At 38.4% G+C, this 22977-nt stretch carries 24 protein-coding genes and 6 pseudogenes; 17 read left to right on the top strand and 13 right to left on the bottom strand.

Annotation, left to right across the window (positions count from 1 at the left end; all coding sequences use genetic code 11):
* Positions 1-173 precede the first annotated feature (173 nt).
* Positions 174-836 (bottom strand): MBL fold metallo-hydrolase, encoded by a 663-nt coding sequence (locus JMN17_RS06920; protein WP_087993655.1) that lies wholly within the window; start codon positions 834-836, stop codon positions 174-176.
* Between the two features lie 339 nt (positions 837-1175).
* Here JMN17_RS06920 and JMN17_RS06915 point away from each other — a divergent pair, with 339 nt between their 5' ends.
* The 4 genes and pseudogenes from JMN17_RS06915 to JMN17_RS06900 all read left to right on the top strand — a co-directional run.
* Positions 1176-1595, top strand: coding sequence for a MarR family winged helix-turn-helix transcriptional regulator (locus JMN17_RS06915; protein ID WP_202327755.1), 420 nt, complete (start codon positions 1176-1178; stop codon positions 1593-1595).
* Between the two features lie 20 nt (positions 1596-1615).
* Complete coding sequence (locus tag JMN17_RS06910; protein ID WP_202327754.1) at positions 1616-2008, top strand: rhodanese-like domain-containing protein; 393 nt, start codon at positions 1616-1618, stop codon at positions 2006-2008.
* A gap of 10 nt (positions 2009-2018) precedes the next feature.
* Positions 2019-2453, top strand: coding sequence for an EVE domain-containing protein (locus tag JMN17_RS06905; RefSeq protein WP_087993894.1), 435 nt, complete (start codon positions 2019-2021; stop codon positions 2451-2453).
* Positions 2454-2607: 154 nt separating this feature from the next.
* Positions 2608-2874: pseudogene (locus JMN17_RS06900) on the top strand (MmcQ/YjbR family DNA-binding protein); the annotation flags it as partial.
* Positions 2875-2941: 67 nt separating this feature from the next.
* On the opposite strand, the gene JMN17_RS06895 reads toward JMN17_RS06900, so the two are convergent.
* Together JMN17_RS06895 and JMN17_RS06890 are read right to left on the bottom strand one after the other, a co-directional pair.
* A complete protein-coding gene (locus tag JMN17_RS06895; protein WP_087993889.1) occupies positions 2942-3367 on the bottom strand; it encodes a MaoC family dehydratase in 426 nt (141 codons plus the stop codon).
* Positions 3368-3647: 280 nt separating this feature from the next.
* Positions 3648-4946, bottom strand: a complete 1299-nt coding sequence (locus JMN17_RS06890; RefSeq protein WP_202327753.1) for a hemolysin family protein — start codon at positions 4944-4946, stop codon at positions 3648-3650.
* A gap of 252 nt (positions 4947-5198) precedes the next feature.
* On the opposite strand from JMN17_RS06890, the gene JMN17_RS06885 reads away from it, so the two are divergent.
* Both JMN17_RS06885 and JMN17_RS06880 read left to right on the top strand, forming a co-directional pair.
* Positions 5199-6134 (top strand): cation diffusion facilitator family transporter, encoded by a 936-nt coding sequence (locus JMN17_RS06885; protein WP_202328223.1) that lies wholly within the window; start codon positions 5199-5201, stop codon positions 6132-6134.
* A 31-nt stretch (positions 6135-6165) separates the two neighbouring features.
* Positions 6166-6261, top strand: a pseudogene (locus JMN17_RS06880) (EamA/RhaT family transporter); the annotation flags it as partial.
* A gap of 383 nt (positions 6262-6644) precedes the next feature.
* On the opposite strand, the gene JMN17_RS06875 reads toward JMN17_RS06880, so the two are convergent.
* Positions 6645-7268 carry a hypothetical protein gene (locus JMN17_RS06875; RefSeq protein WP_121641643.1) on the bottom strand — a complete coding sequence of 208 codons (624 nt, stop codon included), beginning with the start codon at positions 7266-7268 and terminating at the stop codon, positions 6645-6647.
* A gap of 83 nt (positions 7269-7351) precedes the next feature.
* Between JMN17_RS06875 and JMN17_RS06870 the strand changes: the two genes are divergently transcribed.
* From JMN17_RS06870 to JMN17_RS06830, 9 genes and pseudogenes are all read left to right on the top strand, one after another.
* A complete protein-coding gene (locus JMN17_RS06870) occupies positions 7352-7525 on the top strand; it encodes a hypothetical protein (protein WP_202327752.1) in 174 nt (57 codons plus the stop codon).
* A gap of 755 nt (positions 7526-8280) precedes the next feature.
* A pseudogene (locus tag JMN17_RS06865) lies at positions 8281-8419 on the top strand (MmcQ/YjbR family DNA-binding protein); the annotation flags it as partial.
* A gap of 159 nt (positions 8420-8578) precedes the next feature.
* Complete coding sequence (locus tag JMN17_RS06860) at positions 8579-9145, top strand: dihydrofolate reductase family protein (RefSeq protein WP_202327751.1); 567 nt, start codon at positions 8579-8581, stop codon at positions 9143-9145.
* 75 nt (positions 9146-9220) lie between these two features.
* Positions 9221-9301, top strand: a pseudogene (locus JMN17_RS22110) (DUF1259 domain-containing protein); the annotation flags it as partial.
* 1030 nt (positions 9302-10331) lie between these two features.
* Positions 10332-10421 (top strand): annotated as a pseudogene (locus JMN17_RS06850) (DUF255 domain-containing protein); the annotation flags it as partial.
* A gap of 154 nt (positions 10422-10575) precedes the next feature.
* Entirely contained in the window at positions 10576-10989 is a 414-nt protein-coding gene (locus tag JMN17_RS06845; RefSeq protein ID WP_087993766.1) for a MerR family transcriptional regulator, read from the top strand.
* The gene (locus JMN17_RS06840) at positions 10986-11903 is read left to right on the top strand and encodes a DMT family transporter (RefSeq protein WP_202327749.1); all 918 of its coding nucleotides are present in this window, start codon (positions 10986-10988) and stop codon (positions 11901-11903) included. Before JMN17_RS06845 ends, JMN17_RS06840 begins: the two co-directional genes overlap by 4 nt.
* 72 nt (positions 11904-11975) lie before the next feature.
* Positions 11976-12145: pseudogene (locus JMN17_RS06835) on the top strand (DUF255 domain-containing protein).
* A gap of 129 nt (positions 12146-12274) precedes the next feature.
* Complete coding sequence (locus tag JMN17_RS06830) at positions 12275-12562, top strand: recombinase family protein (protein ID WP_087993764.1); 288 nt, start codon at positions 12275-12277, stop codon at positions 12560-12562.
* Here JMN17_RS06830 and JMN17_RS06825 read toward each other — a convergent pair.
* Together JMN17_RS06825 and JMN17_RS06820 are read right to left on the bottom strand one after the other, a co-directional pair.
* Positions 12557-13573: an NAD-dependent epimerase/dehydratase family protein gene (locus JMN17_RS06825; RefSeq protein ID WP_202327748.1), complete on the bottom strand. Its 1017-nt coding sequence runs from the start codon at positions 13571-13573 to the stop codon at positions 12557-12559. The genes JMN17_RS06830 and JMN17_RS06825 overlap by 6 nt on opposite strands.
* A gap of 127 nt (positions 13574-13700) precedes the next feature.
* Positions 13701-14282, bottom strand: coding sequence for a Crp/Fnr family transcriptional regulator (locus tag JMN17_RS06820; protein WP_242519869.1), 582 nt, complete (start codon positions 14280-14282; stop codon positions 13701-13703).
* Positions 14283-14729: 447 nt separating this feature from the next.
* Between JMN17_RS06820 and JMN17_RS06815 the strand changes: the two genes are divergently transcribed.
* Positions 14730-16799 (top strand): thioredoxin domain-containing protein, encoded by a 2070-nt coding sequence (locus JMN17_RS06815; RefSeq protein WP_202327747.1) that lies wholly within the window; start codon positions 14730-14732, stop codon positions 16797-16799.
* On the opposite strand, the gene JMN17_RS06810 is transcribed toward JMN17_RS06815, so the two are convergent.
* The gene (locus JMN17_RS06810) at positions 16796-17695 is read right to left on the bottom strand and encodes a CPBP family intramembrane glutamic endopeptidase (RefSeq protein WP_087993768.1); all 900 of its coding nucleotides are present in this window, start codon (positions 17693-17695) and stop codon (positions 16796-16798) included. The genes JMN17_RS06815 and JMN17_RS06810 overlap by 4 nt on opposite strands.
* Positions 17696-17921: 226 nt before the next feature.
* Between JMN17_RS06810 and JMN17_RS06805 the strand changes: the two genes are divergently transcribed.
* Positions 17922-19277, top strand: coding sequence for an MFS transporter (locus JMN17_RS06805; RefSeq protein WP_202327746.1), 1356 nt, complete (start codon positions 17922-17924; stop codon positions 19275-19277).
* A gap of 34 nt (positions 19278-19311) precedes the next feature.
* On the opposite strand, the gene JMN17_RS06800 is transcribed toward JMN17_RS06805, so the two are convergent.
* From JMN17_RS06800 to ssbA, 6 genes are all read right to left on the bottom strand, one after another.
* The gene (locus JMN17_RS06800) at positions 19312-19866 is read right to left on the bottom strand and encodes a sugar O-acetyltransferase (protein WP_087993759.1); all 555 of its coding nucleotides are present in this window, start codon (positions 19864-19866) and stop codon (positions 19312-19314) included.
* Positions 19867-19881: 15 nt separating this feature from the next.
* Entirely contained in the window at positions 19882-20262 is a 381-nt protein-coding gene (locus JMN17_RS06795; RefSeq protein WP_202327745.1) for a VOC family protein, read from the bottom strand.
* A 61-nt stretch (positions 20263-20323) separates the two neighbouring features.
* Entirely contained in the window at positions 20324-21259 is a 936-nt protein-coding gene (locus JMN17_RS06790; protein WP_202327744.1) for a LacI family DNA-binding transcriptional regulator, read from the bottom strand.
* Between the two features lie 58 nt (positions 21260-21317).
* Positions 21318-22076: an exodeoxyribonuclease III gene (gene xth / locus JMN17_RS06785; protein WP_202327743.1), complete on the bottom strand. Its 759-nt coding sequence runs from the start codon at positions 22074-22076 to the stop codon at positions 21318-21320.
* A gap of 61 nt (positions 22077-22137) precedes the next feature.
* Positions 22138-22377, bottom strand: coding sequence for a 30S ribosomal protein S18 (gene rpsR, locus JMN17_RS06780; protein WP_010332656.1), 240 nt, complete (start codon positions 22375-22377; stop codon positions 22138-22140).
* A gap of 43 nt (positions 22378-22420) precedes the next feature.
* Positions 22421-22942, bottom strand: a complete 522-nt coding sequence (gene ssbA, locus JMN17_RS06775; protein ID WP_039074877.1) for a single-stranded DNA-binding protein SsbA — start codon at positions 22940-22942, stop codon at positions 22421-22423.
* Positions 22943-22977: the final 35 nt, after the last annotated feature.

Here is a 22977-nt window from a genome sequence, read left to right as displayed (position 1 = left end):
AGAAAACAAACATCAATACCGAGGAAGGCTCAATCAAAAAAACCGATGCACTTGGCCCGGTTCTATCTGTTTGTATAAGAGACCCCGATCAGAATCTCATTGAGATATCGGAGTATCTCTAAATGTCTCTTTAAACATATCAATATTGCTAGATATGTTTTTTCTCACTTCCTTTAGCCCCTATACCTTAACACATAGTTTTTATACAATTCTTCGTTATAAACAATTTCTTCGCCATGTGAAGAGCAGATGAGGGTTGGTTTGATTTCATCTATGATTGCGCCGCTGTCGATGTTTTCATTCATGTCAACACTGAATCTTCTGATAGGCGGGTGTAAATTTTTCTTACTTGTGATAAAAAGATCACCTGATAATAGAACATGATCGACTTCATGATGGTACACAACATGCCCCGGGGAATGTCCGGGTGTAAGATAGAATTGCAGCGGCAAGTGGGCAAGCGTCTGTTCCATCAGCGGCTGGACAATATGGGCTACCCCTGTGTTCTCCACCTCATTTTTGTTCGGATAAGGCGCTTCCCCATTGATATAGATTAGTTCTTTCTGATGGGCATAAATTGGAATATCAAATCTCTCTAACCATTTTGATGCACCTTGAATATGATCGCTGTGGCCATGGGTAAGCAAAATGGCTTTTGGACTGCCGATCGCTAACGCTGCCCTGATCTGAGCATCCGCAAAACGTTCTATTCCCGTATCAATGATATAAACATCATCACCATCTTTAACAAACCAAATATGAACCGGAATCCGAATAGGCACATCAAGCTCAAATTCACATTGAAAGACATGTTCTGACAATTGTCTCAAATTCATGCCAACCACTCCCTTTGGAAATTTTTTGATATATTTACTGTAATACATCTTAGTTAATTATGTAATGACGCACATTTTTGTAACTTACATTGTGAGGTGACAAATATGGAATCCGGTTAAATGGATTTGGCGCTTGCAGTACAGAAGTAAAAATGGTTTGTCCCGTGGAATTGACGCTGCATATTATCGGCGGGAAATGGAGTAGCCGTTTTAAAAATACATACTGTTTGAATAGCACCAATCCCAGCAGGCACACTTGACGAACTTAAACCTTGTTTCTTGAAAAATAATCAGTTAAACTGATTATATGTTAAGCTGATATTATTTGAGGTGAAATAATTGGAAAAATGGAATCAATCCTATGGTTTTTTGCTCGGAAAAGTTCTCCAGCGAATGGAAAATACATTTGCTGAAGGGCTTAGACCGTATGAGATTAACGCAAGACAATACGGAGTGCTTTTATTTATCAAAGGAAACCCTTACTCATCACAAAAAGATATTTCTGAAAACCTGCAAATCGATCGGACTACGATGGTGAGTCATATCGATCATCTCGAGACATTAGGATTTGTTGAGAGAACAAAAAATCCTAATGACAGAAGATCCTATAGCCTTAAGACTACTGAAAAAGGTAACGATATATTGGATTCACGTTGGGAGTTTTTAGTTAATACGGAATTAGAGGTATTAGCTCCGTTAAATCAACAAGAAAGACAATTACTTAAAGATTTCCTTATTAAAATTTGGAGATCACTTTAAAAAACAGGAGGTTTTACAATATGCAAGCTCTCGATTATTTTAATGCACGTCTCGAAGCAACGATAAGCCCTATGGATTTTTTGAAAGCTAAGCAAATGAATCCCGAGAAATACGTCTTAATCGATGTTCGAAACGGTCCAATTCATGTAAGGAATGTAACAATTAAAGATGCTCACATTATTCCTGAACAAGAACTGCAATCTCGTTTAAAAGAAATACCAAAAGAAAAAGAAATCATTGTTTATTGCTGGGATGTCTGGTGCAATACCGCTGCAAAAGTTGCAAAGTTTTTATTAGAACATGGATATAAAGTGAAAGAGCTGACTGGAGGGATTGCAGCATGGAAAGAAATGAACTTCCCTGTCACAAATACAAATCAAGACAATCACATACCTGATGATTGTGGATGCTGACTCTGTGCCTGTGCAACATAAAAGATACTGGGTGGGAGTGGCTTCCCGAGATCACGTAATGAAAGCAATTCAAGGCGGATTTGCACAACTTTGTCATGGCAAAGAGGCACCCTTAAAAAAGATGAATAAAGGTGATTGGATCATTTATTATTCTCCAAAGGTCAATATTAAGGAAGGTACGCCATATCAAAAATTTACTGCTTTAGGCAAAGTAGTAGATCGTCATATTTTTCAATTTAATATGGCAAATGATTTTCAGCCTTTTCGAAGACATATACATTTCATTCATTGCACAGAAATACCCATTCGCCCATTAATCCCATATCTTTCTTTCATAAAAGACGAGAAGCGTTGGGGCTACTCATTTCGGTTTGGGCATTTTGAGATCAGTGAAAAGGATTTTAAGCTAATTGCACAAAAAATGGTTGATGTTAAAGGAGATTAGTTGACTTTGATCTCCTTTAAGCTTTCTTTATATTCACAATATCACCTAACCATTCATTACATTGTGATATCATGACGATGAATCATTGGTTATTTCTAAAAATAGAGGTAGAGAGTTATGAATCACGAGGAAATGATCAATTACTACTATCCTTGGTGAAGGGCGGACGGTGATGCGTCACAACGGGAATAAAAAATGGTTTGCGCTTATCTTTCATCTTGATGGCCATTTATGCGTTAACCTTAAGTGCGAACCTGAGCGAGCCAATTTCCTGCGTAGTATTTTTAAAGAGGTAAAGCCCGGGTATCATATGAATAAAGACCATTGGAATACAGTGATCTTAGATGGCAACCTCTCACAAGAGGCTCTTGATGATATGGTGCAACATAGTTTCGAATTGACAAAGCCAAAGAAGCCTTAATGTTTATTCACCATGATGATCAGCAGGAACCTATAATAAGTTCCTGTTTGTAATTTATCAAAATCTTTTACCGTTTCATTAATACGGATAACTCACCTTCAAACACTTTTTCCTCTTTTTGATTATAGGTAGATAACAATACAGTAAGTATTCCCGTTTGACTTTTATTTGGTTTTTTATCAATAACCTTAACGATAGTGTTCAGCTTATCATTCGGGTATACGGGTGCTAGGAATTTTATATGATTCATTCCTGTTCCAGCAATAATATCGTCCTCATGACACCCTTCTTCAATCCAGAGCTTAAAAGTGATGGCTAACGTTTGTATTCCAGATGCAATGATTCCGTTAAACCTGCCCATTTTTGCTTTCTCTTCATTTACATGCATGTATTGCGGGTCATATTCTTCTGCAAAATTCATTACATTCTCTTTTGTTAATTCAAATGGTTTAGTTTGAAAAACCTGTCCAATAGAAAATTCATCTAACTTCATAGGGGCACCTCCTTGTATCTAATCTTCATAAAATAACCTACGTAGCATTTTAACATAATCAGTAACCTTGCCGAGAAGAATACTCTTTGGAGTTAATCGCCGAGAAGTCATTGTGCCTGTTTCACCACGCCCACAATCGTGCGAACTGCCTACTTAAAAGGGAAATGTGAAAACCAGCCGGTTCTGGTTATCCGGCTTGTCTTTTATTTCATATAAAAAGCCTGGATGAATTGCTAAGTCATCACAGGCTGTAAGTGCCTCACTTACAAAAAAATCATCGTCATTTCGGTTTTACCTCTACATAATGAATATGCCGGCCGTCTATTTTGTGCACTTTAAACACATATCCTTCGGCTTCTATTTCAGAGCCAAGTTTGGCATCAATATTTTGAGTCATAAACCAGCCGCCTATTGTATCGACATCTACACTCTCTAACGCGGTTTCCAATAGTTTATTTACATCCTCAATAAGCACTTTTGAATCTAAAATGTAATGATCATCATTTATTTTTCGAATGTCAGGCACTTCATGTTCATCAAATTCATCTCTGATGTCGCCTACTATTTCTTCAAGAATATCTTCAACAGTGACCAAGCCTGAAGTACCGCCATATTCATCCACAAGAATAGCGATATGAGTTCGCTCTCTTTGCATTTTCACTAATAAGTCATGAATAGGAACCGATTCAATCACATGGATAACAGGGTTGATATGATTTTCTAACTTGAAATGATCCTTTGTTTTCTGATCTGTATCAATATAAACTGACAAGAACGCCTTGGCATTGATAAAACCAATAATCGTATCTTTATCTCCATTTAAAATCGGATACCTTGTATAGCTCTCTGTCTTAATAGTCTTAACAACAGATTCATAAGAATCATCGATAGAAATCGCTAGTATTTCTCTTCTTGGAATCATGATTTCTTTAGCGATTCTTTCATCAAATTCAAAAATGTTATTGACATACTTTAACTCGTTCTTATTGATTTCACCGCTCTTATAGCTTTCAGACAATAAAATGCGCAGTTCCTCTTCAGAGTGGGCAAGCTCATGTTCTGACGCAGGTTTTAACCCGAAGAGTCCGACGATAAACCGGGCTGAACCATTTAAAAACCAGATAAAAGGATACAAAATGCGATAAAACCAGATAATAGGCTTTGCTGTTAAAAGAGTGATCGCTTCAGCTTTTTGAATCGCGAGTGTTTTAGGAGCAAGCTCACCAACCACTACATGCAAAAAAGTCGCCATGACAAAAGCAATGATTAAAATCAACACATGTGAGACGGGTTCACTTACATGAAAATAAGTAAATAAGGGGTGCAGAATCACTTCAAAAGTCGACTCTCCAACCCAGCCAATTCCTAATGCTGTCACAGTGATTCCCAGCTGACAAGCCGACAAATATTCGTCCAAATGAGTCACAACTTTCTTTGCTGACACAGCACCTTTTTTGCCCTCTAATATGAGTTGATCGATTTTCGATGTTCTAATTTTCACAATCGCAAATTCAGTCGCAACAAAAAATGCAGTTAACACAATTAAAATGGCAAAGATAATAAGATTAAGTGTTGTCAATCGTTTGCCTTACCAAGTAAGGCGAACACCTCCTGTATAAAGATCTCCCTTACATATTCCTTAGTATTGATAATTTAAACATATACTAACCAAACAAAATGTTTTACCAAATAATGTGAGAGTATATGATAAGAAGGTATATACCAAATGTGAATATATGGCCATCTCATACGGTGTAGCCCATGCTAAAGTTTAATTTTAATGAACGCGGGCATGGTAAAACTATGAACTTTGGTTAAGGGGGGATTTACAATAGGACACAATCACACGCACGGTTCAAATAAAAAGGTATTAGCGATCTCGTTTGCTCTTATTACAGGTTATATGATGTTTGAAGCTATCGGCGGCTTTTTAACAAATAGTTTAGCGCTTTTATCAGATGCAGGCCATATGCTAAGTGATTCAATCTCATTGTTGGTTGCTCTGATTGCTTTTACATTAGCCGAAAAGAATGCAACACATCATAAAACGTTTGGCTATAAACGATTTGAGATTTTAGCTGCCATGATCAACGGCGTTGCCCTCATTCTTATTGCCCTTTATATCATTTATGAAGCAATTGAACGTTTCTCTAACCCGCCAAAGGTAGCAACTACTGGCATGCTGATTATTAGCATCATTGGATTAGTGGTAAATCTATTGGTCGCATGGATTATGCTAAGTGGCGGAGATACAAAGAATAACCTAAACATTAAAGGAGCTTTTTTACATGTAATTAGTGATATGCTCGGCTCTGTAGGCGCCATTTTAGCTGCCATCCTGATCATCTTTTTTGGATGGGGCTGGGCAGATCCACTGGCAAGCGTCATTGTAGCGATTCTTGTTCTAAGAAGCGGCTACAAAGTGTCTAAAGACTCCATTCATATATTAATGGAAGGCACTCCACAAAATATCGACGTGACCGATATCATTCTTACAATTGAAGAGACAGAAGGAATCCAAGGCATTCATGATTTGCACATTTGGTCTATTACAAGCGGTTTAAACGCGCTTTCTTGCCACGCTGTTGTTGACGATCAATTGACCATTACAGAAAGTGAAGCTATTTTACGCAGGCTTGAACAAAAACTTGACCAAAAAGGCATTACCCACGTAACCATTCAAATGGAAACAGCAACGCATGATCATGAAAAAACGATCCTTTGCCAGGTCAAAAATAAACAAACACATGAACACCATCATCACTAATATTTCCAGTTTATAATGTAATTATTTATTAGTTATTCGGGCTGTGTTAGTTATATTGGGTGTTTTCATGGCGTCGGTGGTAATATATATTCCTAAGTACAATCCTAAAGAACAGTCAGCTGTATAAAGATAACGAATAAAGTTAGCCCATTAGAACTCGAAGAAACAGAAAATATAACTCAAGAAGATGAAATAAGGGCAAAAGAATCCCTCGTTGAGCGCCTGGATCACTTTATTAAGCATTGGAAACAGCTCGATGATACGAAACTAAATGAAGGATTAACATCATTTATAAGTAAAGTAATATGGCATTATCCTAAAGGTAGCAATAAACCACCATCATTAAATATAGAATGGATAGATTAACGTTGCAAAGATTACTCCTAAATTATATACACAAAAAAAGAGGAGAAAACATATATGTCTAATATGCTTTCTCCTTTATTTTAAGGGTTTTTATAATTTAGGTCTTGATAATTTAAACCTGTTTGCATCCCGTTTTTAAAACAATTAGAAACAATTATCAACAACATCACCTAAACTAAAGAATTCTAGTACGGCTTTTTGAGTTTCACCTGGTAGTGCCTTAGTAGATACTTTTACGGCTTTTTTTATAGCATTTGTTCTAGAAAGTCCTAGGTTTCTTTGATGTTTATAAGCTGTGATAATTGTTTTTGTCATTGAATTTAGTCCGCCCATTAATTTTGCTGCTTTTTTAACTTTTAAGATCTTTGCCCATGGGATAGCATTTACTGCTATAGCTTTAGCAGCACTAGAAATGCAACTCCATGTACTCAATACTATAAATGGCCCTATACTTTCTTGGACGGTTTTAACAGCAGTCAGGTTTTCTCCATCAGCAACAAATTCATAACCTTCAAATTCATTCCCTTTATGTACGTTTAACCATTCAACACCGGAGTTTATTCCTTGTTCAGCAACATCCTCTGGCATTTGATCAATTAATTCTAATAGAGGTTCGAGAGTTCTTTTCATGTTTTGAGACTCTACATTAACTTGCTCAGAAGAAACATCATTAGCACTTTCTTTTGCGTTAGCTATTGGTATTGTTATAGTGGTGAAAATTAGAGAGAAACAGATTACAATGACCAATTGTTTAATGCTTTTCTTCACAATAAAACTCCTTTACAATATTATTATAGAATTATTTATCAATGAAAATAATAACATATTTTAAAAAAAATAGGAGTGTGTTTATGAAAAAAAGTTTATATTTTTTGATACTATTGATCGTTGCAGGCTCATTTATTGTTAATATTTTTGTAGATAATGAATCTATTTCAACAGTAGTTAATATTATTGGACTAATTGCAATTATTATTATGGGTATTGTTTTAAGAATTCCTTTTGGTAACTCTTCTGAAAAATAATTCTTTTTAAGATCAAAAGAAAAAAGCATCCTCAATTTTACAAAGATGAATTGCAAAAAGATGCATCGTATCCACTCAGTAGCTGTTATACCAATACTTTGTGACTTGACGCCAACATCACGGCAATTCTTTTATAAACAGAAAAAAGAGGAGTAAACACAGGGTTTACTCCTCTAACTTTGTTTCTTTACCTTTGGTTTCTTTATGTTTATTGAACATGAAGGTGAGTTTTTCAGGGATATCCTTTGGGAGTTATCTAAAGGTATAAGTTTATTTATAAATTAGTTTTTATCCGAAATCACTAAGGATATTAGTTCAAACCCTTCAGATAATGATTTCTTCCCACCTTTTATGAATTTATATGCACACTTTCATGATTGGTCTGTCGGGAAGACTGAAGAATTCAAAGAACACTTGTGTTTTCAACATTATAAAATTTTAGAACTTTTCGATTCTAGTGAGAATACAGATGAAGTCCTTTCAACTCTAATTTTTCTAGGTAAAGATCTTACTTGCAGAGTGATTATAGAGAGTATTAAAGAGATTTATATCAATCAAAACGGCAAACCTAAAGTGAAATTGCACTTCCTTGAAGAAATTAAAAATAAACAATACAATCGAAGAGAATACCGAAACTTAAAATTAGAAATGTCAGAGTAGATTCACCATCATAAGTTAAGATTTCATTACTAATATTTCCTCTATAATATGTATAAACTAATTATGAATTAATATAAATCTAATCGAAAGAAGGTGATGGCTTAAGAAATGAGGAAAATATCTTAACCGGATATCATATGGATAAGGAACAGGATTTCAGTTGTTTTAGAACGGACAGATCCAGAAGCCGAAATCTATAACTTAATCGCGCAGAGCTTGCATTTAACCAAGTGAAGATAAAGAGTGTTCCTGCTAATCGAGCTGCGGAGAGTAGTGGGCACTTTCATTTTAGGATATTGTTCTTCACTTTGTCCACAAACGCAACTTAGTCCATCTGGTGTGTGAGTGGGAGAAGAATTTCTACCAATTTCTTATGTAAAAGGATGAATAGTTATGACAAATAACTTAAAACAGAGAAGAATAGTGTTAGATTTAGCAGTTACTTTAGATGGTTTTATTGAAGGGAAAAATGGAGAAGTTGATTGGTGCATTATGGACCCTGATATGGGGTTTACTGATTTCTTAAATCAAATTGATACTATTTTATATGGTAGAAAAAGCTACGATTTATGGGGACAATATATTCCAAAAAATGAAGACCCTGATACAGAAAAGGAAATTTGGAAATTGGTTCATAGTAAAAAGAAATATGTTTTTTCCAAAACACAAAATGAGATTGATAATCAAGCCATATTTATAAATGATAATATTCTTGAAGAAGTAAATAAATTGAAGAAAAATCCTGACAAAGACATCTGGCTATATGGTGGAGCGAGTCTCATTACAACTTTTATAAATTTGGGGCTTGTTGATGAATTTAGATTATCTATTCACCCTGTTGTTTTGGGAGAAGGAAAACCGTTGTTTATTGATGTAAAACAGAGGATAAATTTAAAAATGGTGAATACAAGAACATTTTCCTCTGGCGTTGTGCAAATCGTTTATCATTGGAATGGCTAAAAAAATCTTCCCCTCCAAAATATACATTGTGAGGTAACACTCGACAGTTATTTTTCTATTGAACTAAAGGGGAATCTTCCTCAGATGTTTTCATTTGAATCAATGACAAAAGATGGCCGTGCTCTTTGTAGTGGTGAAACTGTGATTCTCCAGAAACTAGGCGTTGCAACAACTTGTTCTATTACGATATCATTGGGAGTTGTAACACCTTTTTCCAGCGCTTTAACTGCAGACAAACTAGAGCTAAATAATCAAAGTTTTGAAGTTAAAGGGACTGTTTTTTCTCAAATGAAAAATGACGCAGGTACAGGCTTAGAGGAAAACTCTGATGCTCAAAACACTCAAGATAATAGTGATGCTTCTGATGCAAGTATGTCAAAAGCAGAAATGGATAAGATCATTCAAGAAGTTGCTAACGAATTTGTTGGTGATGCATTGAAAAATGATGATGAATATCTTAATCCAGTTGATAATACTTCTAATTCATATACTAAATCAAAAAACGATATACATACTTCAACAGTAGGCTTTAGTGATATATCATCACCAATTTCTAATACTATTCAGCTGAGTACTACAAGTACTAATTCAATTGTATTGAATCCAAATGCTAAAGTAAGTTCAGGTGATATAAAGGTTGAAAAGGTAGGTTATATTTCTTTAGGGCGGAAATTAATAACGGTATTCGGAAAATCATATGTAAAGAAAAAATTACCTGATGCAATCTATAAAAAGTTTCCTAGTGCATTAAAACGCAAATTTTCACGTGCCCAATGGCTTTCTTTTTGGAACGGAATCGTACTTATGGGTCCATTAGATGAAGTACATGATACAGTAACAGACTATCTTGATAAGTATGTTTGGCATGCAGTAGCTAGTTCTTGTGGATATATTGCACAAGGTGTTGTATATGCAATTCTCTAAAGAAAGTATTGATTAATTTGAACAAAGAGTCATTTAAATTCATACTAATTTTATTTGCAGTTTTTGCCGTCATTCAGGTGACAAATGAAATTAACTTTACTAACTATTGGTTTATAGACAGACTTATTCAATTTATAATTTGTATTATGGTTTTTTTAGTTTTGACTTATATATTCCCAGTTAAAAAAAACAAGTGAACTTAGGATAGAGCTCTATTGAGCTCTATTTTTCATTTTGTAAGATTTGTATTTAAAGTGAGATTATGGGCTATTCAACTCGGCATTGGTGGCCTGGGATAATCAAATCGTGTGGAACTCCATTAAAAGATAACAGAAGCCATTTTAAACGATAATACCATTTGTTCAAATAATACAGTTTACCTTTTATGTTATTCATTTTCTAAAACCTGTAATCCGTAACCATGCGGTAGCAGGTTTTTTTATTTGCTTGACTTAGAGTTAACTCTAAGTTGTAAACTAACTTTAATCAAAAGAGAGGAATGATGTTTGTTGTATTCCATTAGTAAAGCTGCTGAGAAGACTAGTATTAGCTCGTATACATTAAGATATTACGAAAAGATTGGGTTACTTCCACCACCAAAACGAAAAAACAGTGGAAGGCGTTTTTATACAGAGACTGATATTCAGTTCATGACATTCCTTAAAAGTTTAAAGGAAACAGGTATGTCTTTAGAGGATATTAATGAGTTTGTCAAAGACGGCTGCATTTTGGAAAAAATCAATTCGGATGTTAAATCAGCACAGCTCTCCCCATCTATAAATAAACGTATTGAGATTTTAACCAAGCACTTAGAGAAAATGGAAATTAAAAAAAAGGAGCTGGAAGAAGTAATTTCTACTACAAAAGGAAAACTGGATACATATTATTCAATTTTGAAAGAGGAAGTGGAAAACAAATGAAACATTTAAATATATACCTGATGTTAATTGGCTTCTCTATTTTTACAGGAGCTACTTTTAATCTTGCAAAATATACGGTTGGATATTTTTCTCCATCGTTCTCTGCGGCATGGCGTTTCGGTTTAGCTGCTGCAGTGATGCTCATCATTTTGATTTTTACTGAAGGTATAAACAAGAGTCAATTACGGAAAAACGCCGTTTCATACATTGTTCTTGGAATTATAGGAATATTTGGATTTAATGCCTTGTTTTTTATTGGTTTGAAATATACATCTCCCGTTAACGGAGCATTAATAATGGGGCTGAATCCTTTATTAACAGCAATTTTCGCTCGAATGATCTTAAAGGACAAAATGACAAAAAAACAAGTGCTCGGCATATTCTTTGCATTCATCGGTGTATTGTTAGTCATTACACAAGGTTCTATCGAAATCATTAAAACCTTATCAATTTCAGGGGGAGATTTAATAATCTTTACAGGTAACGTTTGTTGGGCACTTTATGGTGTACTTGGACGGCGGTTTGTAAAAGATGGTACTCCGCTATCTACAACCACTTATACGATGGTTATCGGTGCTGTTAGTTTAATAGTAGTTTCCCTATTTACATCCAAACCTGTTTCTTTATCGAACATCCCGATTGGAGTTTGGGGGGCAATTGCCTTTATGGCTTTCTTTACAAGCGTTTTGGGTTACCTATGGTGGAATCAGGGGATTAAGGAGATTGGGGCAGGTAAAACTTCTTTATTTTTCAACCTTGTTCCCGTTGTAACGATGATTATTTCATTTGCCGTTGGCACACCGATAAAGGTATTTCAAGTTATTGGAGCCGTGTTAGTTATATTAGGCGTTTTAACTGCTTCAGGGGTAATACGTTTTCCTAAGTACAATACTAGAGAACAGTCAGCTGTATAAAGAAGCAGGGATTATTTTTGAGAAAATGTGTTAAGTGATCCCATGCCAAATAAAAGTAAACCCAATAGATGAATCGCTGAGAAGTCTCCATATTTACTCCAACACGCACACAACCCTGTAGACTGGTTCCCATGGGGGAAGAGGCCTTCGAAAAAGCAAAACGCGAAAACAAGCCGGTTCTGGTCAGCATCGGTTATTCGACTTACCATTGGTGGCAAGTCCGTATAGCTACACACCTATAATTACGATATTCTAGAAGTATATTACATTCAGGAAACCATAAAGGGTGATGAGCTGTTGGAGTTATAATACAAAATCAAGCGTAACTAAGAAAGTCACGAAATAAAGAGGGCGAAGAAACAGAAGAAGCATTGGTAAAACATCGAAAAAGACTTCTTGATATTGCTCATAAAAATAATTGGCAGTATGAAATATTCCAAGAAGCTGAGAGTTCAATGGATGAAATGCGACCTGAATACCAAAGGATGATTAACAAACTCACAGATGGCATATTTGACGCTGTTTTGTCAGTTAACTTAGCACGGGTTACAAGGGATGATGCAGAGACACCTAAATTCATGAACCTTTTACGACAAGATGATGCTTGTAACGAAAATAAAGCCGGAAGGCAAAAACATCTATTAGCCGATTCATTATAAGGATTTTTTTCTTAGGCTAGCAAAAAACCGTTTAAAATACTCTTCTAATGCTACTTCACCCAACTTAGGCTTAAAATTCAAATCCTGTCTTGATGTAGTAAGGTCATAGTGTCTATTTATTCCACCATAATATAATTCTACCTGACTTCTAAGTAGTGATGGCTGAGTATTCTTTTCCTTTGCTTCAAATTCAAGTTTATCAGCTAAATGTAACAACTGTTCTTTAGTATATTTTTGTGGTATCTCAAGATTAGGAATAAATTTTTTTGCAATTTTAATGATATCATCTGAAGTTACAGGCTCTTCATTAGCCAAGATATATCTTGTACCTCTTACACCTTTTTCCGCTGCAGCAATCATACCTTTCACAACATCAGTTACATCTATTGGCGTCATTTCACTTATATAGTTAACTTTCATCTTTCCTAAAAGAATACTTTCGAAGGCCAGTATGGTTGGAGTTTTCTTTAAAAACTCTCCACCAATCATTGCACCAGGAAGAACGCTAACCATATCCAAATCATATTTTTCTGCCAGCTCCCAAGCTGTTCTTTCAGCTCGTGCTTTTGAATCAAAGTATGCATTTCCATGACTGTTTTCAAGCCATGTAGTTTCATCAATTTTACCCTTTAAGTTTGTCTTGTCCAATGACAATGCTGCTACGGAGCTTACATATACTATTTTTCTTACATTTGCTTCTTTAGCAGCCTCCATTATATTTTGAGTTGCCTCAACATTAGGAATAATGATCTCTTTTTCAGGATCTTGTGCCCAATGTTTAAATACAGCAGCTACTTGATATAAGGTATTCACTCCATCAAGTGCTTTATGAAGTGAGTCTTTATCCCTCAAATCGGCGTAGACGATCTCACAATCAAGGTCTACAAATGGTTCTTTGTCATTTAAATCTCGTACACCTGCTCTAACAGTTTCTCCTCTTTTTAATAATTCCCTTACCAAGTTGTTACCCAAATGACCATTTGCACCTGTTACCAAGGAAATTTTTTTCATAAATAAATCCTCCTAAATCAGTGATTACACCAGTCATCATAATGCGATAATAGCCTGTTGTAATTGACATATGTAAATTGCAATAAAAAAACACCAAATACTTTTATTTGATGTTTCCTAAAAACGTTTATTCTATTTTCATACTTCTCTTAATTCTACTAAGTGAGCTTGCTCTAATTCCAATATAAGAAGCAATATATGATTGATTTATCCTATTTTCTAAAGAAGAATACTCTCTTTTAAACTCCATGTACCTTTCCAGTGCATCTTTCATAAGTAACGCCTGTTCTCGATTTAGCGTATCAACAAGAATCTTCTGAATATAATTAGTGAATATAACCTTCATTTGATTAGTTTTCTTCATACCTAGGTATATGGAATTATACGGAATAACTACGCAAATGCTGTCTTGCAGGCTTTCTACACTAAATCTAGCTTCTTCAACTCTTAATAAACCCTCTGCACAGGCAAATTCCGTTTCAGCTGCAAAACATTTTGTCACATCATTCCCTGAAGCATCTATATAATATCCTCTCATAATTCCTTTATGAATATAATACAGTGAAGAAACTCTTTGCCCCTGACTTAAAACAATTGTACCCTTTGGTACCATCTTTATATCAGCTGTTGAATTGAATAAGTATTTTAAATCTTCTTCCAATTCCAGCTTCAAACCAGCTTCGATATAATCACTCGGCTTATTAAGCATAATTATCACCTCTCTAAACATATAAGGCATATCCTTTATCCACAATTTCACTATTATAGCATTTAACCATGTCAAGCAATATAATAGATTCACTTAAAATTCAATACAATCAACGATTAGCACTTATTGGGGTAGCAACACACATCCATCAACTTAAGAAATTGACTGTTACCCAAAACGAAAAAATAAATTTAATTTATATAAATCACTATCAAGAGATAAAAATTTCGTTTTGGGGGTACTTCAAAATATTAGCTTGATGGGGAGCTACCCTTTTAACTAAAGATATATTATCGGCACAAAAAAGAACTTTAATTGACGGGACTGACCCATAATATGAGACAAATAAAAAACACCTTCACGTTTGAAAGGGGAAATATTTAAAGTATTTAATTTTATACTTGTGATACAGTAAGAATGAAAAACAAGTTGAAAGAAGGTGATCCCATGCCAAACAAAAGTAAACCCAATAAATTAATCGCTGAGAAGTCTCCATATTTACTCCAACACGCCCACAACCCTGTGGACTGGTTCCCTTGGGGAGAAGAAGCCTTCGAAAAAGCAAAACACGAAAACAAGCCGGTACTTGTCAGCATCGGTTATTCGACTTGTCATTGGTGCCATGTGATGGCTCACGAAAGCTTCGAGGACGAGGAAATTGCGCGTCTCCTCAATGAACGGTTTGTGGCGATTAAAGTGGACCGGGAAGAGCGTCCGGATGTGGATTCTGTTTATATGAGAATCTGTCAGCTGATGACCGGGCAGGGCGGCTGGCCGTTGAATGTGTTTATCACGCCTGACCAGAAGCCGTTTTACGCGGGTACATATTTTCCAAAGACGAGCAAATTCAATCGTCCCGGTTTTGTTGATGTGCTTGAGCATCTGTCTGAGACATTTGCGAACGATCGCGAACATGTCGAGGATATTGCGGAGAACGCCGCTAAACATTTGCAGAACAAAACAGCTGCAAAATCAGGTGAAGCCCTTAGCGAGTCAGCGATTCACCGGACATTCCAGCAGCTTGCCAACGGGTTTGATACGATCTACGGGGGTTTCGGGCAGGCGCCGAAATTTCCGATGCCCCATATGCTGATGTATTTGCTTCGTTATCATCACAATACGGGGCAGGAAAATGCTTTATACAACGTGACGAAAACGCTGGACAGCATGGCGAATGGCGGCATTTACGATCATATCGGCTATGGATTTGCCCGCTACTCGACCGATGACGAATGGCTCGTTCCCCATTTTGAAAAAATGCTATATGATAATGCGTTGCTGCTGACGGCTTATACAGAAGCTTATCAAGTTACGCAAAACAGCCGGTATCAAGAGATTTGCGAACAAATCATCACCTTCATTCAGCGGGAAATGACTCATGAAGACGGAAGCTTTTTCTCCGCTTTAGACGCGGACACAGAAGGAGAAGAAGGAAAGTACTACGTGTGGTCAAAGGAAGAGATTCTGAAAACGCTCGGAGACGATCTCGGAACGCTGTATGGCCGAGTGTATGATATCACTGAAAAAGGGAATTTTGAAAGCAAAAATATTCCGAACCTCATTCACACAAAGCGGGAACAAATCAAGGTTGAATTCGGTTTAACCGAGGAAGAGCTCAGCCTCAAGCTTGAGGACGCAAGACGACAGCTCTTGAAGACACGCGAAGATAGAACATATCCGCATGTCGATGATAAGGTGCTGACCTCTTGGAACGCGCTGATGATCGCGGGCCTTGCCAAAGCGGCAAAGGTATTCCAAGAACCAAAATATCTCAGATTAGCGGAAGACGCCATCACATTTATTGAAAACCAATTAATCATTGACGGCCGTGTAATGGTTCGGTATCGAGACGGCGAAGTGAAAAACAAAGGCTTCATCGACGATTACGCTTTTCTCCTATGGGCTTATCTGGATCTCTATGAAGCCTCGTTTGATCTTTCTTATTTAGAAAAAGCGAAGAAACTGACAGACGATATGATCGGCTTATTTTGGGATGAGGAGCATGGCGGGTTCTACTTCACCGGACACGATGCAGAAGCCTTAATCGTCCGAGAAAAAGAAGTATATGACGGCGCCGTGCCTTCCGGAAACAGCGTGGCAGCCGTTCAGCTGCTGCGCCTCGGACAGGCCACAGGCGACTTATCATTGATTGAAAAAGCGGAAACGATGTTTTCTGTGTTCAAGCCGGATATCGACGCGTATCCGAGCGGCCATGCTTTCTTTATGCAAAGTGTGTTAAAGCATGTGACGCCTAAAAAAGAAATCGTTATTTTTGGCAGCGCAGACGATCCAGACAGAAAACAATTGATAACCGCGCTTCAAAAAGCCTTTAAGCCAAACGACTCCATTCTGGTGGCAGAACATCCTGATCAATGCAAAGACATAGCACCATTCGCAGCAGACTACCGCATCATAGACAGCAAAACAACCGTGTATATTTGCGAAAACTTCGCCTGCCAGCAGCCGACAACAAATATCGAAGAAGCCATCCAAACATTAATAAGCAGCAGGGATTAAGACCCTTGCTGCTTACTTTGTGATTTCTTATGGTACCATAACGCGATTCCCGCAAAAACAAGATTGACCGCTATCGTAAATAAAGCCTCCCACATCGGGTTTCCCCGCGTAACCGTAAATAACGAAGGAATTCCCCCATACACACTGTTTTTTTCTGTGATAAACATACACAAAAACATATTATTCGCGGCATGGGCGCCAAGTGATATTTCAATACTGCCTGTTTTAATCGTGTAATAGGTCCACACAAAACCAAAAGTTAAATACTCAATTCCTGCCCAGACAGCGCCATTGTTCATTTCTGGATTCGCAAAATGCAGTACGCCAAACAAGCCTCCGACAATCAATGTCAAGATAAGAGGATTTCTCGTCACTCTCCCGAAAGCTTGAAGCAAAAATCCTCTGAAAAACAGTTCCTCAGCTGACGTTTGAAACGGAACCAAAATGAGAGCCGCCGCCACCAGCCAGATAAACCGTGAAGGATCAACATCTTGCATTGAATAGCTGTCAGGATGAATCGCAAAGTCAATCAATTGTACGGCGATCATCAGCAAGAAATAAGCAATAAAGCCAAAGGAAATTCTCCGCCAATTGATCTTAGCGTTTGGCGTAATGACCGATCGAAACGGCCGTTTCAGAATAAAGCGCACAGCCAGCCATACTCCCGGAATCGCAAATAAATAAATGACATGAGCCAAATAAAGATCGACCAGTGGATCACTCAGCACAGCTTCATCCAAATCAAACGTGATATCTGGATTCACAATAACCGTAAACAGTATAGCGAAAAGGTAAGCAATATTCCCGAATACATATAAACCTACGATCACCAAAAAGGCGAAAAAATATCTCCATAATGTATTGTTTCCTTCTAATGGACGGATAAATGAATTCATTCCTTCTATGTCTCTTCCTTTCAATGAGAATATTCCTATATATTTGCATAAATTGGTCTTCAAATCTACTGTTTTGGAAATCTTTTAAGCAAAATGAAAATAAAGAGTGCAAATTTAGTTCTTTCATCTAGTGATTTGAACTCTGTCGCCAATGAATCAAGATACTTATAATAATTCCAAGAGGGGAATTTTCAGTTTTTTCTTACTAATCAAAAGGGGGTTTTTTATGAATACGATCTTCAAACAGAAGAACACACATCCTTTCTCCAACGCAGCGAATCGTTTAGACCGCCTTCCGATTTCTCGCGTTCACTTCCAAGTATTAACCGCTCTCGGCATTGTTTATTTTTTTGACCTTGCAGATTTATTTACCCTCAGCAATGTAGCACCGGCACTGATCGAGCATTGGGGCATCCCGCTTTCAACCATTGCCAATATAACGGCAGCTTCATTTTTAGGCATGTTTTTAGGCGCATCGCTGGGGGGAAGGCTGTCAGATCGAATCGGCCGCAAAAAAGCCTTACATCTATTTGTGTTTGTTTTCTCAATCGCATCGCTATGCAATGCCTTGGCATGGGATATCCCGTCTTTAATGACATTCCGTTTTCTCACCGGATTTGGTGTCGCAGCCGCCATGGTGATTACCAATAGCTATTTGGCGGAATTTTTTCCTTCCAGTGTCCGCGGGAAATATATTTCTTTCTGCGCCATGATTGGATTGGTCGGCGTTCCGATCACCAATATTGTGTCTGCCTTTGTCATTCCGCTCGGCTCATGGGGATGGAGGCTTGTATTTGTATGGGGTGCCGTCGGCCTTATTTATTTTTTCTTTATCCGCCGTCTGGAAGAGTCACCTCGCTGGCACGAAAATCGCGGTGAGTATGCGAAAGCCGATGCGATCCTCAACAGAATTGAGGCGCAGGTTGAACAAGAGAAAGGCCCGCTTCAGGAACCAGCTCAGCCTAAAGCAAACAGTGCCGTTCAGCAGCATGCCGGTTACATAGGTTTATTGAAAGGAAGAAACCTCAAAATCACCATCGTTTTATCTGCTGTATGGATTTTTGAAACGTTTGGATTTTACGGATTTGCCTCATGGGTCCCAAGCCTCTTAAAAAGCAACGGCATCTCTATGGAAAATACATTGTGGTATAACGTACTGCACTCCGTCGGCGCTCCGCTTGGCGCATTGCTTGGTTCGATGATTTCTGAAACATTTCAGAGAAAATGGATTTTAGCCGCCAGCGCGTTTCTGACAGCCATCGCCGGTCTCTTATATGGCATGACTTTTATTCCGATCATGATTATTGTGTTTGGTTTTATTGTGAATATCACGGAACGGGTTTTCACCTCGAACTTATACGCTTATACGTCAGAACCTTATCCGACTGAATACCGCTCATCTGGCAGCGGTTTAGCCTATGGCCTCGGCCGCTTTTCAAACATTTTCGGCTCATTGCTCGTCGGATTTATCGCCGTTCAGCTCGGCTATGTCAGCGTCTTTTTATTTATCGGCGGCTGCTGGCTCGCATGCTCCTTACTGTTAATCTGCTTCGGTCCTAAAACGAATGCGAAACAGATTTGAAAAAAGTCAGTGCGGACCTGCCGCACTGATCTCATTACAATTCCTTCAACATCCTTGCGGGGTTTCCGCCTACAACAGTATTAGCAGGTACATCCTTAGTCACAACAGCCCCCGATGCGATCACCGCGTTATCACCAATCGTCACTCCCGGGTTAATTACCGTCCGGCCTCCGATCCAAACATGATCTCCAATGGTCACAGGCTTACCGAACTCCTGGCCGGACTTTCTTTCAATCGGATCAAGCGGATGACCAGCCGTATAGATATGTACCCCTGGCGCAATCAAACAGTGACGTCCGATACGCACCTCACACACATCTAAAATAACACAATCAAAATTAACAAATGTATGATCTCCAATATGAATGTGATAGCCATAATCACAGCGAAATGTCGGCAAAATCGTGACTTGATCACCAAGCGAGCCGAGCAGCTCCTTCAAAAGCTCCGTCCGCACTGCATCATCTTCTGGTGTTTCGTTATATTGTCTACTCAGCTGTCTCGCACGTTTGCGTTCAAGTAGTAGTTGTTGATCTTCCGGATTATATAGTTCTCCGGCTGCCATTTTTTCTTTTTCTGTCCTCAGCATTCAAGTCACTCCATGTCAGATTGTAATCTCAATCAAATTTCCTTCATCATCTTCAATCACACTTTCATAGTAGCCGTCTCCTGTTGTCCTCGGGCCGTTTACTACGGCAAAACCATCCTTCTTCAATTGATCGGTCAGTTCATCAACCTTCTTCCGGCTTCCAACGGAAAAAGCAATGTGCGCCCAGCCTGTCATTGTTTGTGAAGGCGGATCAGTCACATTTCCTTTTTTCATGATTTCCAGCCTTGCTCCGGAATCAAATGTCATAAAATAAGACTTAAAATCCTTTTTCTCATTATGATACAAATCATTCGCTTTGCCATTAAAATACGTTTCATAAAAGGATTTCATTCGCTCTAAATCATTGACCCAGATCGCTGTATGTTCAATCCGCATTTCTTCCTCCTCCTTCATCTTCACCTTCAATGAAGTTATAAAGTATGAAATGCATTTCAGTTCAAGCTTTTTTCTCGAATTGATGCTGAATTTTGATATCAATCGGTTCATCCCGCAAGAATAGAGAGAATGCTGCGATGCCGAGCTGCTCAAGATTCAAATCTAGCGACGGAAAGCCAAGAACTCGGCTGATAGAAGAATTCCCCTCGCCAATGATTTCAACATCCCATTTATTCTTTTGGGCAAATACATGGATTCCAGCTGCCACTTCATCACTATTTGCGTAAATAGCAGTCGGTACCTGCCCGCTCGTATAAAAGTGCTGTGCAGCCCGCTCACCGTCATTCATATCGTTGCATCCTGACAGTATATGACGGTCTTCCAGCCTCCCGCAGACAGCTTTATAGGCCGCAGCTTTATCAGCCGTGCTCGGGCTCCTGCCGGCATCTCTGACGCACGTAAAAGCGATATTCTCATGTCCCCGGCTCTTTAGATAGCGAAAGCTCTCTGCATACGCAGCTTTTCTGTCATTGTAAGCACATGGGACATCAATCTCTCCGGTATCCTCACATGCAATGATCGGCCCATACTCCTGATAAGCGATAATGCTGTCCCAGTCATTGGCGCGGGATGTTATGATGAGACCATCTATTTTCTTCGTTCTTAACAGTTCTAGATATTTGATTTCAATAGCGGGGTTATAATTGGTGGGGAGAAGGGTCGTTGCATACTCATGCTGAAATGCCGCCTTGGTGATCCCGTTTACGATTTTATCAAAGCAGGGATGATCGCTATAAGGCAGAATCACACCGATAGTATGGGTTTTCCCGCGAATCAAATCGATTGCGGTTCGATTTGGTATGTAATCTAATTCCTTTATGACTTGATGAACAAGTTTCCTCTTTTCTTCAGACACATACGGATAATGATTCAATACACGTGAAACGGTCGAAACAGATACATTTGCCAATCTTGCAATCTCTTTTATGTTTGCCATCTCTTTCTCCTTTTTCATATAAAAAAGCAGTAAGTGTAAATTCCTTACTGCCATCTCATCATATATTGATCATAAGTTCAACAGGACAATGGTCGGAACCCATGACGTCCGCTGATATGCAGGCATCCCCAATCTGTCCCTTCAGCCTTTCGGAAACAACAAAATAATCGAGACGCCATCCGATATTTCTTTCCCGGGCGCCGGCGCGATACGACCACCAGGAATAAGCGCCTTCAAGATCAGGATAGACATGACGGAATGAGTCAATAAATCCAGCTTCTAAGAAACGAGTGAATGCCCCTCTTTCTTGATCAGAAAATCCAGCGTTATTCCGATTCGCTTTTGGATTTTTCAAATCGATCTCCTGATGAGCTACATTCAAATCGCCGCATAAAATGACCGGTTTTTTCTTATCCAATTCAAGAATATAAGATAATAAAGCCTCTTCCCATTGCATTCGATAATCGATCCGCTCCAAACCCCTTTTAGAATTGGGCGTGTAAACGGTCATCACAAACATGTTTTCAAATTCCAGCGTAATCACTCTGCCTTCTTGATCATGCTCTTCCTTTCCGATACCGTACATAACCCGCAGCGGCTCTTTTTTTGAAAAAACAGCCGTGCCGGAATATCCTTTTTTCACTGCGTAATTCCAATACACATGATAGCCTTCAGGCTGAAGATCGACCTGGCCGTCCTGTATCTTTGTTTCCTGAAGACATATAATATCTGCATCCTCTTCTTTCAGGTAAGAGAGGAAATCCATCTTTCTCATAACAGCCCGCAGGCCGTTTACATTCCAAGAAATCAGCTTCATGTTTCATCCCCCCTATAAAAAAGAGCAAGAACCCGAAGGTCCTTGCTCTTTACATATCAGCTTACTCACCAGTTACGTATGGAAGTAAAGCCATTTGACGAGCGCGTTTGATCGCTGCAGTCAATTTACGTTGGTATTTAGCGTTTGTTCCAGTTACACGACGTGGTAAAATTTTACCGCGCTCAGAAACAAACTTTCTAAGAAGATCTACATCTTTGTAGTCGATGTGCGTGATACCGTTAGAAGTGAAATAACACACTTTACGGCGTTTCGCACGACCGCCTCTGCGTCCTCCTGCCATTGTCATTTCCCTCCTTTCTGTTTTAGATTAAGCGATATTCTCATTAGAATGGAAGATCATCATCCGAGATGTCAATCGGTTTGCCGTCGTTGGCAAACGGGTCATCATTAAAGCTGTTTCCCTGATTGCGTCTCTGGTTGTTGTTCTGATTTCCCCCGAATGGATTATCATTTTGGCCTCCGCCAAAGTACTGGCCTCCGCCGCTGTTTCCTTCGTTGTATCCACCTGAACCAGAACCGCCGCCGCTTTTAGGCTCAAGAAACTGAACACTTTCAGCTTGAACTTCGGTCACGAAGACACGCTGTCCTTGCTGGTTTTCATAGTTTCTTGTTTGTAAACGGCCATCTACGCCTGCAAGGCTTCCTTTTTTCAGGAAGTTTGCAACGTTTTCAGCTTGTCTTCTCCAAGTGACACAATTAATGAAATCGGCTTCACGTTCTCCGGACTGGTTCGTAAACGTACGATTCACAGCAAGAGTAAACGTGGCAACAGCCGCACCGTTTGGCGTATAACGAAGCTCTGGGTCTTTTGTCAGTCTTCCGACTAATACAACTCGGTTAAGCATAAGAAAGACCACCTTTTACCATTATATATTTCAAA

Origin of the sequence: Bacillus sp. RHFS10, assembly GCF_016757475.1 — a bacterium.
GTDB classification, from domain to species: domain Bacteria; phylum Bacillota; class Bacilli; order Bacillales; family Bacillaceae; genus Bacillus; species Bacillus subtilis_G.
This window is presented reverse-complemented; position numbering and strand designations above follow the sequence as displayed.

Coding starts and splice junctions, on each gene's coding strand:
- JMN17_RS06920 (WP_087993655.1), bottom strand. CDS start 836: ATGAATTTGAGACAATTGTCAGAACATGTCTTTCAATGTGAATTTGAG.
- JMN17_RS06910 (WP_202327754.1), top strand. CDS start 1,616: ATGCAAGCTCTCGATTATTTTAATGCACGTCTCGAAGCAACGATAAGC.
- JMN17_RS06895 (WP_087993889.1), bottom strand. CDS start 3,367: ATGAAGTTAGATGAATTTTCTATTGGACAGGTTTTTCAAACTAAACCA.
- JMN17_RS06870 (WP_202327752.1), top strand. CDS start 7,352: ATGAAAAAAAGTTTATATTTTTTGATACTATTGATCGTTGCAGGCTCA.
- JMN17_RS06860 (WP_202327751.1), top strand. CDS start 8,579: ATGACAAATAACTTAAAACAGAGAAGAATAGTGTTAGATTTAGCAGTT.
- JMN17_RS06840 (WP_202327749.1), top strand. CDS start 10,986: ATGAAACATTTAAATATATACCTGATGTTAATTGGCTTCTCTATTTTT.
- JMN17_RS06825 (WP_202327748.1), bottom strand. CDS start 13,573: ATGAAAAAAATTTCCTTGGTAACAGGTGCAAATGGTCATTTGGGTAAC.
- JMN17_RS06820 (WP_242519869.1), bottom strand. CDS start 14,282: ATGCTTAATAAGCCGAGTGATTATATCGAAGCTGGTTTGAAGCTGGAA.
- JMN17_RS06815 (WP_202327747.1), top strand. CDS start 14,730: ATGCCAAACAAAAGTAAACCCAATAAATTAATCGCTGAGAAGTCTCCA.
- JMN17_RS06810 (WP_087993768.1), bottom strand. CDS start 17,695: ATGAATTCATTTATCCGTCCATTAGAAGGAAACAATACATTATGGAGA.
- JMN17_RS06805 (WP_202327746.1), top strand. CDS start 17,922: ATGAATACGATCTTCAAACAGAAGAACACACATCCTTTCTCCAACGCA.
- JMN17_RS06800 (WP_087993759.1), bottom strand. CDS start 19,866: ATGCTGAGGACAGAAAAAGAAAAAATGGCAGCCGGAGAACTATATAAT.
- JMN17_RS06795 (WP_202327745.1), bottom strand. CDS start 20,262: ATGCGGATTGAACATACAGCGATCTGGGTCAATGATTTAGAGCGAATG.
- JMN17_RS06790 (WP_202327744.1), bottom strand. CDS start 21,259: ATGGCAAACATAAAAGAGATTGCAAGATTGGCAAATGTATCTGTTTCG.
- xth (WP_202327743.1), bottom strand. CDS start 22,076: ATGAAGCTGATTTCTTGGAATGTAAACGGCCTGCGGGCTGTTATGAGA.
- rpsR (WP_010332656.1), bottom strand. CDS start 22,377: ATGGCAGGAGGACGCAGAGGCGGTCGTGCGAAACGCCGTAAAGTGTGT.
- ssbA (WP_039074877.1), bottom strand. CDS start 22,942: ATGCTTAACCGAGTTGTATTAGTCGGAAGACTGACAAAAGACCCAGAG.